Origin of the sequence: Bacillus sp. JJ1122 (genome assembly GCF_036964885.1) — a bacterium.
In the GTDB taxonomy this organism is placed as follows: domain Bacteria; phylum Bacillota; class Bacilli; order Bacillales; family Cytobacillaceae; genus Mesobacillus.
The window spans coordinates 222,106-235,986 of the sequence record NZ_JBALQL010000006.1 but is presented as its reverse complement, the minus strand read 5'-3'; the positions used below and the strand labels follow the sequence as shown (position 1 = coordinate 235,986).

The 13,881-nt window shown below is 39.7% G+C and carries 13 protein-coding genes; 8 read left to right on the top strand and 5 right to left on the bottom strand.

Translation table 11 applies throughout. The features are described from left to right. Window positions 1-2,509 (bottom strand): transglycosylase domain-containing protein (locus tag V7201_RS04880; protein ID WP_335375659.1); only part of this gene is annotated, 2,509 nt, incomplete at its 3' end. Window positions 2,510-2,649: 140 nt separating this feature from the next. Beyond that, on the bottom strand, window positions 2,650-3,261 hold the full coding sequence (recU, locus tag V7201_RS04875) for a Holliday junction resolvase RecU (RefSeq protein WP_335375658.1): 612 nt from the start codon (window positions 3,259-3,261) through the stop codon (window positions 2,650-2,652). 123 nt (window positions 3,262-3,384) lie between these two features. Between recU and V7201_RS04870 the strand changes: the two genes are divergently transcribed. The 3 genes from V7201_RS04870 to V7201_RS04860 all read left to right on the top strand — a co-directional run bounded on the left by V7201_RS04870 (window position 3,385) and on the right by V7201_RS04860 (window position 5,541). After that, window positions 3,385-4,371: a DUF2515 domain-containing protein gene (locus V7201_RS04870; protein WP_438825016.1), complete on the top strand. Its 987-nt coding sequence runs from the start codon at window positions 3,385-3,387 to the stop codon at window positions 4,369-4,371. A 424-nt stretch (window positions 4,372-4,795) separates the two neighbouring features. Next, window positions 4,796-5,050 (top strand): hypothetical protein, encoded by a 255-nt coding sequence (locus tag V7201_RS04865; RefSeq protein ID WP_335375656.1) that lies wholly within the window; start codon window positions 4,796-4,798, stop codon window positions 5,048-5,050. A gap of 113 nt (window positions 5,051-5,163) precedes the next feature. Continuing rightward, window positions 5,164-5,541 (top strand): YppE family protein, encoded by a 378-nt coding sequence (locus tag V7201_RS04860; RefSeq protein WP_335375655.1) that lies wholly within the window; start codon window positions 5,164-5,166, stop codon window positions 5,539-5,541. Window positions 5,542-5,595: 54 nt separating this feature from the next. Here V7201_RS04860 and V7201_RS04855 read toward each other — a convergent pair whose 3' ends face one another. After that, the gene (locus V7201_RS04855) at window positions 5,596-5,793 is read right to left on the bottom strand and encodes a YppF family protein (RefSeq protein WP_335375654.1); all 198 of its coding nucleotides are present in this window, start codon (window positions 5,791-5,793) and stop codon (window positions 5,596-5,598) included. Between the two features lie 193 nt (window positions 5,794-5,986). Between V7201_RS04855 and V7201_RS04850 the strand changes: the two genes are divergently transcribed. Beyond that, entirely contained in the window at window positions 5,987-6,532 is a 546-nt protein-coding gene (locus V7201_RS04850; RefSeq protein WP_335375653.1) for a YppG family protein, read from the top strand. Window positions 6,533-6,561: 29 nt separating this feature from the next. On the opposite strand, the gene V7201_RS04845 is transcribed toward V7201_RS04850, so the two are convergent. Further along, a complete protein-coding gene (locus tag V7201_RS04845; protein WP_335375652.1) occupies window positions 6,562-7,035 on the bottom strand; it encodes an Hsp20/alpha crystallin family protein in 474 nt (157 codons plus the stop codon). Between the two features lie 228 nt (window positions 7,036-7,263). On the opposite strand from V7201_RS04845, the gene hcp reads away from it, so the two are divergent. Then, on the top strand, window positions 7,264-8,565 hold the full coding sequence (gene hcp, locus V7201_RS04840; RefSeq protein ID WP_335375651.1) for a hydroxylamine reductase: 1,302 nt from the start codon (window positions 7,264-7,266) through the stop codon (window positions 8,563-8,565). A 65-nt stretch (window positions 8,566-8,630) separates the two neighbouring features. On the opposite strand, the gene V7201_RS04835 is transcribed toward hcp, so the two are convergent. After that, window positions 8,631-9,323: a Crp/Fnr family transcriptional regulator gene (locus tag V7201_RS04835; RefSeq protein ID WP_335375650.1), complete on the bottom strand. Its 693-nt coding sequence runs from the start codon at window positions 9,321-9,323 to the stop codon at window positions 8,631-8,633. 313 nt (window positions 9,324-9,636) lie between these two features. On the opposite strand from V7201_RS04835, the gene V7201_RS04830 reads away from it, so the two are divergent. From V7201_RS04830 to V7201_RS04820, 3 genes are all read left to right on the top strand, one after another. After that, complete coding sequence (locus V7201_RS04830; RefSeq protein WP_335375649.1) at window positions 9,637-11,913, top strand: DEAD/DEAH box helicase; 2,277 nt, start codon at window positions 9,637-9,639, stop codon at window positions 11,911-11,913. A 15-nt stretch (window positions 11,914-11,928) separates the two neighbouring features. Beyond that, window positions 11,929-13,206, top strand: coding sequence for a ribonuclease H-like domain-containing protein (locus V7201_RS04825; RefSeq protein WP_335375648.1), 1,278 nt, complete (start codon window positions 11,929-11,931; stop codon window positions 13,204-13,206). Between the two features lie 386 nt (window positions 13,207-13,592). Continuing rightward, window positions 13,593-13,881 (top strand): CotD family spore coat protein (locus V7201_RS04820; protein WP_335375647.1); only part of this gene is annotated, 289 nt, incomplete at its 3' end.

The following is a 13,881-nucleotide window of genomic DNA, read 5'->3' as shown; positions in this document are numbered from 1 at the left end:
CGGTACCATCTCCAGTACCAGAACCATCTCCAGTACCGTCACCATTACCGTTACCATTACCGTTACCGTTACCGTTACCGTTACCATTGCCATTACCGTTTCCGTTACCATTACCATTGTCGATAGTACCATCATCTTCTGGTTCAGTTGGAAGCTCTGGTACTTCAATTGTCACTACGGCTGGATCAGATTGTTGGTCACCTCTGACAGCAATTACTTTGAATGAGTAAATTCCGCCTGGAACTGGATTTGCAATTTTTAATCCAGTTTCGGAGGTAGTTGTAAGTTGTTGTTCAGGACCTTCATCAAGGGATGCAGTAACTACAAAGCTAATATCTTTTTTGTCCTTTTGCTTGAAATCCCATTTTAAGATGATTTCATTTTTCTTTTCATCATACTTGGCTTCCAGTTTGTCAGGAGTCTCGATTTTGTCGAACTTCTTGGAGACTTCATTTGGAACATTCCCTTTTACAGCCCATTCATATAGGACTTGATCCTCTGGTGTATATTCGCTTGCAAGCTTCGCAGGCATAGTGCCTTTTTCCACTTTCACTCGTTCTACACTTTTTGGAACTGTGAAATCTGGAGTGTCAACATCCTGAGAAACATAGGACATCAAGTCTTTAAAGAGCATTTGTGATATTTTTTGTTCCGTACCATATAATGCGGTTTTCCTGTTTTCATATCCAGTCCATATAGATGCTGTGTATCTAGTTGAATAACCTACAAACCAGGAGTCTGGCACACCGCCAGAACCGATTCCCCATTTGTTTATTTCATCTTCAGTGTAATTCGTGGTTCCGGTTTTTCCAGCAACATGCAAGCTTGGGATATTTGCATAGGTTGCACCTGTACCAGATGTAATTGCAGTCTTAAGCATATCCGTGATCATGAAAGCTGTATAATCCTTCATGACAACTTCAGTTTCAGGTGTCATATCAATTTCTGTTTTGTCTCTAAGGACAATTTTTTTGACAGCATATGGCTTCGTGTAGAAACCATTGTTGCCAAATGCAGCATATGCTCCTGCCATTTCGATAGGTGCAATTTCATGCGCACCGATTGATGCTGATTCATAGATTTGATCATTTAGCGTTAATCCGAGATTAGTACCAAATTCCCGCGCTTTTTCGGCTCCAACAGCCTGGAATGCCTGAAGGGCTGGAATATTGATTGATTTTGCCAATGCCATTCTCATTGTCATGATTCCGTTATACTTGTCATTCCAGTTTCCGATTGGCTCCCCATTAGAATAGGTCATAGGCTTATCTTCGAGCATATGGTAAGTACCCCAGCGTAAATGCTCAATAGCCGGGCCGTAATCGAGAATTGGCTTAATAGTTGATCCTGGCTGCCTTTTAATATCGGTCGCGAAGTTAAGACCCCTTTGGACTTTTTGGTTCCTGCCTCCGCCAATCGCCCTGATTTCTCCCGTCTTCGTGTCAAGCAATGTGATGCTTGCCTGCATGTCATCATTAGGGAATTCTACAGCAGCATTTGTATTTAAAATATTCTCTACATGAGTTTGTGCTTTAGGGTCAAGGGTTGTATAGATTTCTAATCCGTCGGAAAAGATATCAAAATCGCCTTGAGATTCAACTTCATCAATGACCATATCGACAAACGAGTCAAATGGTTTTTCATCTTTCTTTTTACGATTTTCTTCCTTAACTAGTGTGGATTCTACTGGTATTTTCTGTGCTTTTTCCATTTCTTCCTTAGAAATGAATCCATGCTGGTGCATCAATGATAGTACAATATTTCTGCGGTGCTCTGCTTCTTTTGGATGCTTGAACGGATTATAGTTATTAGGGCTCTGAGGCATTCCTGCAAGCATCGCTGCCTCATGAAGCTCAAGTTCATCCAAGTCTTTGCCAAAATAGATCCTTGAAGCTGTTAAAACACCATGACTGTTTTCAGACATATAGATTTTATTGACATACATCTCAAAAATTTGATGCTTCGTATACTTTTGTTCTAGCTGGTATGCGAGCCATGCTTCCTGTGCTTTTCTTGAAAGAGTCTTTTCAAATCCTAGGAAATAGTTCTTTACTACCTGCTGTGTAATCGTTGAAGCTCCCTCAGATCCAAAACCATGAGTGATATTGGCAATTACCGCCCCGCCCAAGCGGATGACATCAATACCATTATGCTTATAGAACCTGACATCTTCTGTGGCAATGAAAGCATCCTCAACTTGTTTGGGAATATCCTCGTAGGCCACATAGTCTCTATTTTCTGAGCCGACCTCTGTGACAAGATTATTATCTTTATCATAAATCTTTGAAGATATTGGATCTTTCAGAGTAGCTTTATCAAGTTTAGGAGTATCCTGTATCATAAAAGCAAAGACAGCTACGCCAGTTAGCATGCCAATAATTCCAAGGGTAATCAACGCAAGGAAAATTTTTTTGAAGGTTCCTTTTTGTTTTTTATTGCCTTTAGCATTATTATTTTTGGATGCCAGCTGTTTTCGCCGCTCCTCTCTTGTTTGCGGTTTCTGTGCCATATAATGTTCCTTCCTTTCTAACCTTAAGACTCTTTTCATAATTTGATGTTATTTAATGTTTTTGACTGTGACTTTTACGAAAAGAGAACGAATCCTCAATTTAAAAAACTATGACATATGAGATATTTACTAACAAAAAACTAACTAAGCTTATAAAGATAATCTATAACTTTAATATAGTCAATCCTTGGGTGAAGCCCGAGGGGGATTTGATTGCCGAAAGCTTTGACTTCTTCCTTAGTAATCGACTTTCTGCCTCCGGATTTCATTCTATCCCAAAAAGTAAGCAAATGGCTTGCTTCCAGAAGGAAAACCTCTTCTTCAGTAGAGAAGCGAAGGATGACAAAGCAAATGGCGCCTTGATCCAGCACTGATTTCATATGAACGATCTGGTGTTCATGAAAGTTTTTCAATGGAAAAGACGTAGAGAACTTAGTCTCCTTCGCCTCAAAATCAATGTACCTTCCTTTGTAGACACCATTATAGTCAGTAGTGGAGGCTTGTTTAAAGTATGCCTCTTTTATGACTGCCGCACTCCTGCGAGGATAATCAACATTTACGATTTGTACTGGCGTCGGTTTTTTATGAATGACTGCAATCGCTCTGTCAAGATAATAAGAGTTGGTTTCGTTTAAATCTTCCTCCAATGTCATGCCACGGTTACTATATACTGTGTTTTTTTCTTTTTTTATCTTAACAGCCTGTTCTGGCTTTGGGTTGTACCTTTTGCCATTTGGATAATTAAAAATCAAGCTTCCCACCTCACAAACTACACTTTATCATACCAAATATGATGACTTTATGGTTGAATAAAAAGCCCCATTTAAATTCACCCTAAAAAGAACCCAAAGTAAAGGAAGAGAAAAGGTGTGTCAATAACCCAAAATCCCCATTATTATCAGCTGCCAGATGATGAATATGAAGTCGTTCAAAAAATCAAGGGTGAGACAGAAAGATATAATGTAGACAATATTTCCAGAACAAATGCGTATATGCAATATTATTTAGAGACTCCAGAAATGACGTGGGCGTTTCTGGCAAGCATGGTATCAAGAAACGGCGGCTATAATATGTGCGACCTGGAGGGAGAATGGTTTCCTAAAATGATTGATCCCGCCATCAGGAAGCGTTTATTCCTTACATATGAAAGGGCAAACTGGCTGATTTTCCGTGATGCCTATTCACAGCTCCTTTTATACAACTATTCGACGAAAAAAAACACTCCAATGTTTCACTTGTTAAAATTCCTTGACGTATCCTCTTTTATGGAGAAAGAATGGCATCGATTCTGGGAAACAAGTGACAAGAAAAGACTGATGATCGCGTTAATCGTTAATGAACAAAATGTGATCCATAAACCAGTGATCAAGCATCATGTATTTAAGAAGAGGGTGTTTAACACCTGGTTGTTCTCATTTGAAGATTTTTTTCATTTTAGCACAGTGCTTTTTCCTACTTGTGACGGGGAGCTTTATGGAGCAAGTGTTAATGGGTTCAAATCTGTAAAAAAAAGGATTGACCTTGGGAAAAGACTGGCATCGATTTTGTTTGATCAGCATAAGTATCCCTTATTTCTGGAATTTGCCCTGAGGACAGAGCATACCGCTTCAAGACATGATTATGAAAAATTTTTTCCGGAATACAAAAGAAGAGACACTCCTTACTTAAGGTGCATATACCCGATCATCAGCCACCATTACCATGAACAAGGGGACTGGTTTAAAGAGAGGAAGTTTCAGCATAAATGGCTTTACAAAGAAATAAACCATAGACATCCGACTCATTTGACAACATGGTATCTCCAAAAACAGAAACAACTTCATGCACTAGTGTCATTAAAGGATATATTTACCACAATTTAAAAAATCCAAAACAAAAAGCAAGGGAGCCCCTTGCTTTTGTTTAGTCATTCTGCAGGACGATTTGGTCCGTCAAGTTTTTTGTCACCATAGCCTGCTTTTTTCTCAGGTGTATTATTTGGATTCTGCACTTTTTTGTTCTGCTTCTTATTCATAAAAACACCTCCCGAGATTAGTTTGTTCATTTGGGATTTTTTCATGCGGGCCAAAGGTGTCGAAGGATGTAATCTTTGTGATAAAAAAGCACTTTGTTTGCCGAATTCCTACTAGTTTTGTCAGCTGTGAAGGAAGATAAGTGTCAAGGGAGAATTAAAGATTAAGAGCGTGATGAGTTAGTTATAAATTTTATTTTTCTCTACTCGAATTTGTGCCGCCAGGACTTCATCTGACAGACCTTAAAATTAATCAATGTTAGGAGAGATTGTGTATGAGATCAGGAATCGAAAAGAAACAGATTTTAGGGATATTGACGGATATGATTCAGAACCTGGAAGTAGCTGATGCCAATTTGCAAGATACACTGACTGGAATTAGATCTGACATGTGCATTGCTCAGACAGAGCGACTGGAGAAAATTGAACTTGTACTTGATGGACTTGAAAAGAACGTATCAGCCTATAAATACAGCAACGCTCCGTTGATAACTGATACAAAAGGTTTAAAACTTGAATTAGGTTTTTAATATATAATAGAATAAATGCAATGTTAAGTAGCTTTCATATATGAAAAAGCTACTTTTTATTTGGCCTCCATATTTATCACAATCGGTTAATTTCAGGAAAGCAGGAAGAAAAAATGAATCAGCACCAGCAATTAATAGAATTATCCAAAAAAATGATCGATTATTCAGAGAGCGCTCTAAGGCGATATGAGTTTTCAAAACAGGAAGGCACCAGAGGGGATTTCCATACAGAGGTTAAGCCTTTTGCAGACGAGGTGAAAGAGACTGCAATACTTTGGAAAGAAGCAGCGACTAATTGGGTTATCGAGCATAAACCTAAAAATCTCCATTCAAATCAAATTGAAACCGCCGCTGATTATATAGAAGTAATTTCTGTTCAAGCCTTTTTTCCGGAAACCAGCAGGAAAAGGTTCCTTGACCAAATTCAGTCTGTCGAGTTTATTTTGCATAGTCTGATATTGGCTGTAGAGAAAGTTACAAAAATAAAATAACTGACTCAGAAGGTCTAATTCAAAGACCTTTTGAGTCAGCTTCAAATTTTATATTTAAATAGAAAACTCTTTCTGATCTTCTGGAATGAAGGCTCCTTGCAATTCCAGCTCACGAACAAGGTTCCGGTATTCATTAATGGTTATTTCATTTTGAATATACGATTTTTTTGTGAAATCAAGCAATTCATTCACATGTTCCGGAGTGTATTCTTTTGTTTGGGCAAAGAGATTTTTAAGTTCGTGAACGTTCATCTTTCATCCTCCTCCATTATTTGATTTCATCGTATCATGAAAATTGAATTGTCATTTATTTTTCAAAAATTTAAACTTCCGACAATTAATTTCATGTTTAGACAAAATCGGTAGGCATTTCCAATCTCTATCACCATCTGGGCGATAACATCATAGGATATAGTAATGAATCTATGGAGGAGGATGTTCGCCCATGTTTGGCCGCAGGAACAAGACGCATGCCTATCAGCAACAGTTTTGGGAAAATCAATATTATCAAGGATCTAATAATTGGAATGGAAACATTCAAGGTTTGAACCGGCAACAGCCGTACCCTCAACAATATGTAAACCCTCAGTGGAACAGCATACAGGGCAATTGGCAAAATCAATATATACAGCAGGATTACTCAATCAATCCATATATGCAGGGAAATCCACAATGGAACCAGCAGTATTCAATGGCACAACCAAAGAATAATTATTCAAAAATGCTTTTCCAAAATCCTCTCCAGCCAGAGGATGACCCGATTTATGGATACTACAGCCAGCAGCCAGATATTCAAAATTACAATCCTTATCCACAGCAGGCATTTATGCCAAAGCAGCCATCAGGATTGCAATCCATCATGAATTCATTTAAAAGCCAGGATGGAAATCTTGATGTCAATAAGATGGTAGACACTGCAGGTCAGATGATGAATGCGGTGACTCAGGTATCGTCTTTGGTTAAAGGGCTCGGCGGAATGTTTAAAGTGTAAAAGCAAAAGCAGGCGATTGCCTGCTTTTTTTAGTCTTGATCTATTATAATATCAATTTTCTTGCCTGGTTTCTTAGCAATTTTTATTTTGAGCAGCCCATCAATGTAGGAAGCCCTTATTTTCCTCTCGTTAATAGGCTGTGAAAATGGGATAGTCCTGCTTGACCTTTGCATTGAGGACCTATGCCTTTGTGTTTGGGTGATATCGTTCAATTCCGTAGACGACTCAGATTTATTCACAGTGATCGTTAACGAGTTGTTAACCACGTCGATGGAAATCTGGTCTTTTTTTATACCAGGCAATTCAGCTGTTACCTCATATTCTGTGTCTGTTTCATATAAGTCAATATGAATTGGAGAATAGGGGAATGGCTGTCTGAAGAAATCATCAATACTTTGCAATATTCCTTTCACAGGTTTTTCCTGTATGATTTGATTCATTGATTTAAACCATTGTTCCAGGGCTTCATGTCTCTTTGGGCGATCAGGATGGTTAGGTGCCATCGTGTCTCTTCCTCCTCTGCAAGTATCTTATAATAGAATATGTGAGACGGAATGTCCTTGTTCATTTTCCAAATAATCTTTTAAAACTAAACCCTTATTGTTTTCTGTTTTCCGCCATTATTTTTTGAACACTTTGTGAAAAATGCTTTTAGTGTGATTTAGGTCACATAACCATTTGGTGTTCCTTTGTATGCTGAAACAGTAAATTAGCAGAAGAGGGGTATATACATGTTTTGTTACCAATGTGAACAGACACCAACTGGCGGCTGTAAAGTCGTAGGAGTTTGCGGAAAAGATGAAACAATTGCGAGTCTGCAGGATACAATTATTTTTGCCTTAAAAGGGATTGCTGCTTATAGGACACATGCTAACCAGCTTGGATTTACAGACCCATTTGTAGACGCAACTACTCACGAAGCACTCTATATGACATTAACCAATTCCAACTTCAATGTTCAGGAGCATATAGATATGGCTATGAAAGTTGGCCAATCAGCAGTGCGGGTAATGGAAATGCTTGATGAAGCACATACTAGCCGTCTGGGCATTCCACAGCCAGTTCGTGTAAGCCAGAATAAGATTGAAGGAAAGTGCATCGTTGTAACAGGGCATAATTTATTCGCCCTTGAAGAACTGCTTAAACAGACAGAAGGAAAAGGCATTAATATTTATACTCACTCAGAGATGCTGCCTGCCCATGGCTATCCAGCATTGAAAAAATATTCGCATCTTAAAGGGAACATCGGGAAGGCATGGTTTGACCAGCGCCGGCTGTTTGAAAAATTCCCTGGTGCGATTCTTGCGACAACAAACTGCGTTATGCCAATTAAAGGGTCCTACGCTGACCGTATGTTTACATACGAAGTGGCGGGGCTTGAAAATGTTAGGAAAATAGAAAATGATGATTTCACCTTGTTGATTGAAAAAGCATTGGAGCTTCCAGAAGCCAATATGGACTCTGAAGAAACGTTAGTAACAGGTTTCCATCACGAAACTGTGCTCGGTCTCGCGCCTGAAGTCATCCAGGCAGTGAAAGATGGAAAGATAAAACGCTTTTTCGTCATAGCAGGCTGCGACGCGCCAGGAAAGGGTGGCGAATACTACCGTGAGCTTGCAACATCGCTTCCTCCGGAGGCCGTAATTCTGACTACTTCCTGCGGTAAGTTCCGATTTAACGATGTTGATTACGGAGTCGTTCCAGGTACGGATATACCAAGATACCTTGACCTCGGGCAATGTAATAACTCGGTTTCCACCGTTAAGATTGCTAAAGCATTAGCAGACGCTTTTGAATGTGATGTGAATGAACTTCCAGTGAGCATCGTCCTTTCCTGGTTCGAGCAAAAAGCAGTAGCCATACTTCTGGGACTGTTCAGCCTGGGCATCCAGGATATCCGTATTGGACCAAAGCCGCCTGAGTTCATTTCTGAAGGTGTGATGCAGGTGCTTCAGGATACCTTTAATTTGAAACTGATCACAACAGCTCAGGAAGATATGGAAACAATGATGCAATTAAGCAAGACAGAATAAAAGAATAATGGAAAAAGCCCGCTGCATTAGTGCAGCGGGTTTGTGTATTCTTGAAGAAGCATCCATTAAATAAGTTCATTCAACAATAACTCAGTATCCAAAATCATATTTCCATGATGGTCGTTAAAAATAAGCCCATCCTTCTTCATTTTGGTTAGGGTCCTGCTTACTGTTTCCCTAGTCGTACCAATCATGTTTGCCAAATCTTTATTTGTAAAATCTGACTTTAGAACTATTTTGCCATTTTCCTGTTTTTCTCCATGCAGCTCTCCAAGCCTTAACAGCAGTTTCACAATTTGTTCGAAAGTGTTATTCAAAATTTGTGCCTCAAGTCTTTCCTGAAGGTCAACAATTTTTTCTCCAAGCACTTTAAATACCTTAATGCTCAAATGAGGATTCTCTACGAGGACCTTCTCGAACTGAGAAATAGGCACGACAACAAGGCTCGCGTGCTCTAACACTTCTGAATAGCCAGGATAACCGCCTTTGCGGAAAAAGCCAACATGTGGGAACATTTCTCCTTTTTTAAGAATTGCAACGATCTGCTCCCGTCCATTGGCATCGCTTTTGTAAACCTTTACTTTCCCTTCATTAATAAAATATACATTTTCAAGTGGATCTCCTTGAAGGAATACATGGCTGTTTTTCTTCCATTCTCGAGTAATCGATATTTCAACAATTTTTTCTAACTCTTGATCATCCAGGTCTCTGAAAAGCGAGAAGCCTGAAAGCACTTTTTTAATATCTATTTTATTCAAAAGAAACACTCCATTGTGATACTATATTTATCTCTTACTATTTTAACAAAAGACTGAGTGAATGGTTATTGTTTATTTGAAATCAACAATCACCTTTACCACAGTCTAACATACAACAATTTCGTGGCATTGTCTTTTCATATTGAAAGGAGTTTTTTCATGGACATCACTCCCTGAAATGCTGAAACGAGCGGAAAATTAATTGAATATCAATTTCAAATTCTGTGCCAAAAAATAGCAGTAACAATTATTTATCATTTTTCTTTTGCAACGAACATTTATTCGCTAAAATAGGAATAACGAGGTGAACGAAATGAAAGTGCGTAAAAGTTTGCAAGAGATCTTAACAGAATTACAAGTCGGTGAATCTGTTAAGAGAAATATAGTCCATTGGCATACGATAGAGGAAAAAGAGGCTCAGACTGATGAGATGCCAGAGGATTTATGTGAAATATTGAAAAATGCTTTGGAGAGACGCGGCATTTCTCGCCTTTACACTCACCAGAAGTCTTCTTATGAGCAAATCATGGGTGGACAGAGCATCGTTGCAGTTACTCCAACGGCTTCAGGAAAAACGCTTTGCTATAACCTTCCTGTGCTCCAGTCCATCATAAATGATTCTAATGCAAGAGCACTATATATGTTCCCTACTAAAGCACTGGCACAGGACCAGAAAAGTGAAATCAATGAATTGATCCAGGAGGCTGAGCTTTCGATCAATAGTTATACATATGACGGTGATACACCATCAAATATCCGTCAGAAGGTGAGGAGGGCGGGCCACATTGTCATCACAAACCCTGATATGCTCCATTCAGCGATTCTTCCTCACCATACAAAGTGGGTATCGCTCTTTGAAAACTTAAAATATGTTGTAATTGATGAGTTGCATATTTACCGTGGAGTATTCGGCAGCCATGTAGCGAATGTGATCAGAAGGCTGAAGAGAATATGCAAATATTATGGCAGTGATCCAGTTTTTATCTGCACGTCAGCAACAATTGCCAACCCACTGGAACTTGCTGAAGGACTTACTGAAAAGGATATGGTCCTGATCGACAACAACGGCGCACCTTCAGGAAGGAAGCATTTCTTGTTTTACAACCCGCCTGTCGTAAATATCCCGCTTAACGTCCGCAGGAGTGCTACACTTGAAACCAGACGTCTTGCAGGAGAGTTCTTGAAAAATAAAATTCAGACAATCGTTTTTGCTCGCAGCAGAGTCAGAGTTGAAATACTGCTAACCTATCTCCAGGAACTGGTCAAGCATAAGCTTGGACCAAAAGCAATCCGGGGCTATAGAGGAGGGTATCTGCCTTCTGAAAGGCGTGAAATTGAAAAGGGTCTAAGATCGGGCGATATATACGGTGTTGTCAGCACGAATGCGCTTGAACTAGGAGTCGATATTGGACAGCTTCAGGTATGCATAATGAACGGATACCCGGGAACAATTGCGAGTGCATGGCAGCAGGCTGGCAGGGCAGGCAGAAGGCACGGAGAGTCGGTTGTCATCATGGTGGCAAGCTCTAGCCCTCTTGACCAGTATGTCATCCAAAACCCAGATTACTTTTTTAATCGCAGTCCGGAAACGGCTAGAATTAATCCCGACAACTTAATCATCCTGATCGACCATATAAAATGTGCTTCATATGAACTGCCATTTAAAAAAGGAGAAACGTTTGGAGCAGCGGAAATTGAAGAGATTTTAGAGTATTTAACAGAGGAACGGATTCTTCATCAAAACGGTGACAAATGGTATTGGATGAATGATGCTTTTCCGGCCCATAACATCAGCCTTAGATCAGCATCGCAGGAAAACGTAGTGATCATCGACCAATCTGATGTTGCGAATGTAAAAGTCATTGGTGAGATGGATACCTTTTCAGCCATGACACTTTTACATGAGGAAGCGATTTACCTGCATCAGGGAATTCAATTTCAGGTTGAAAAGCTCGATTGGGACGAGAAGAAAGCATTTGTCCGTGAAGTAGATGTCGATTATTTCACAGATGCCAATCTTGCAGTCCAGCTAAGTGTATTGGAAGAGGACAAGCACCGAGGAAACGAAGAAACTGAAATTGGTTATGGAGATGTCAGCGTCAGAGCGATGGCAACCATATTTAAGAAAATCAGATTTGAAACACACGAAAATATCGGATCTGGCCCCATTTTTCTACCAGAAGAAGAATTGCATACAAGTTCAGCTTGGATTTCCCTGAATAAAGAGCTATCTGAATTTAATGATGATCGCCTTGAAGAGGGACTGATTGGCACTTCTCAGGCATTAAAGCACATTGCACCTTTATTTGTCATGTGTGATCCATCCGATGTCCATGTTGTACCGCAAGTAAAAGCTGCTCATAATGAGAAACCAACTATCTTTTTTTACGACCGTTACCCGGGTGGCATAGGTCTCAGTGAAAAAATCTATTCGGGTATTGAAGCGATATTGGAACAAACAAAACGAATGGTCATAAATTGCCAATGCTCGGACGGCTGTCCTTCATGTATTGGCACAGATACGACATCAATCCATTCAAAGAATGATGTCGTAAAAATCTTAAATATGTTCCTTAAAGCAGCAGTTTAAAGAAGGAGGGGGAAAATGAGTCTTAAGAATAAATTGAACCGCTTAAAACCTCATATTAAAAGCGAGAGTGAAAAACCTAAAGCTGAAATGATACCAGTTCAGGATACTCCAGTAATTCCATTTCACGATGTTTGGGAAAAGGAATCTGTTTCCCCCTTCTATTTCGATGGTCAGTACTGTTTGGTAAGGGAAATCTACTATCCGCTTGATTACCAGCATGGCAGCTACCGATTCGGTGATTTGCTGGAGGCTGTTTCCCTTTGGAATAATGAAGAAACGAAACATCCACTATCCGCTTCAGGCCATAAACCAGAGGACCTTGTTTTTTTTGATACAGAAACGACTGGTCTTGGCGGCGGGGCAGGCAACACGATCTTTTTGCTCGGACATGCAAGTGTATCAGGTAATTCAATAAAACTAAAACAGCATATTCTTCCGCAGCCAGGCGCCGAAGTTGCACTTTACCAAAGCTTCCTTGAAAATGCCGATTATACAACCCTGGTAACCTATAATGGGAAGGCATTCGACTGGCCACAGGTCAAGACGAGGCACACTCTGGTAAGAGATCATGTTCCCAAATTGCCTGCCTATGGCCACTTTGACCTTTACCATGCAGCAAGGCGGATGTGGAAGCATAAAATTGAGAGAATGAAGTTAAGTATGGTTGAACAGGAAGTGCTTGGCCTGGAAAGAAAAGATGATATCCCTGGATTCCTAGCACCAATGATTTATTTCGACTTCTTGGAAAGAAAGAATCCAGAAGGGCTGCTTGGAGTAATCAAGCATAATGAAACGGACATCCTGTCACTATTAACCCTATATACACATCTGACCTTTCAGCTTTTAGGAAGAGACAAAACTCAATCGGCGAGAGAAACGTATGAAGTTGGACGCTGGTTTTCTTACCTGGGGGAATCAGAAAAAGCTAAACAAACATTCAGCGGGCTGGCTGAGATAGGAAACGAACAGGAAGCAGCTGCCAAGCATGCCTTGGCAGCTGAATATAAACGTAACAAGGACTGGACAAAAGCCGTTTCACTGTGGAAAGAAAGTGCTGAAAAAGGGGTAAGTAAAGACAGAAAGGAAGCATGCATAGAGCTTGCCAAATATTTTGAGCATAGGGAAAAGGACCTTGAGCTGGCATTAGAATATTGCCGGCTTGCTGAGTCCCTCCATTTAAGGGATGAGGGCACTACAAAAAAAGACATCATTTTTAATGAAGAACTTCAGAAAAGAATCATAAGAATTTCCCGGAAAGCATTTCCCGGGCAAGCGCAGGATTCGGCAAATTAAACCGTATTTACAGCACGTTTCGGCATGAAAACTTGAATTGTAACAAAATTTTAACATTTACCAGCAATAAACCTGTAATATCCTGTTGTATGAACTGTTCTGACATTGTAAAATGTAAAATTGTATGGAACAAAAAAATTAATAATTTTTACGGGGCTGGTAAAATGTATAAAGCGGTTTTGGTTCTCTATTTTGTTGTTATTACACTTATTGCTGTTATTTTCAGTGGCCTTAAGGACAACTTTTACACATTCCTTTAATTTTTTATTTTTGGCTTGCACGGCAGATTCTCCTGAAAAATAGGTGTTTTCATTAGTACAAGACGCATTGCTTCTTCATAGGCTGTTAATGTAAAGAATAAGTCTATAGGAAAGGAGTTATGCACTATGTACTGCAAACCGACAAATGTATTGCCAACTGTAGTTCATCCTACTAAATGTTGTGTAAATCATAATTATGTTAATAATGTGGTTCCACATATTCATCCGACTCACACTACAAATGTAAACCATATTAATTACGATCATGTCCATTATTTCCCGCAAACACAGTCTACAGTGAACCAGGTAACAAATCAGAATTTCTATGGCGGTTCAGGCCCAGGTGTTGGTCCAATGGGACCAAGGCCGCGCCCAGGATTTGGTGGAGCACCAGGAATGGGAATGGGACCAGGCA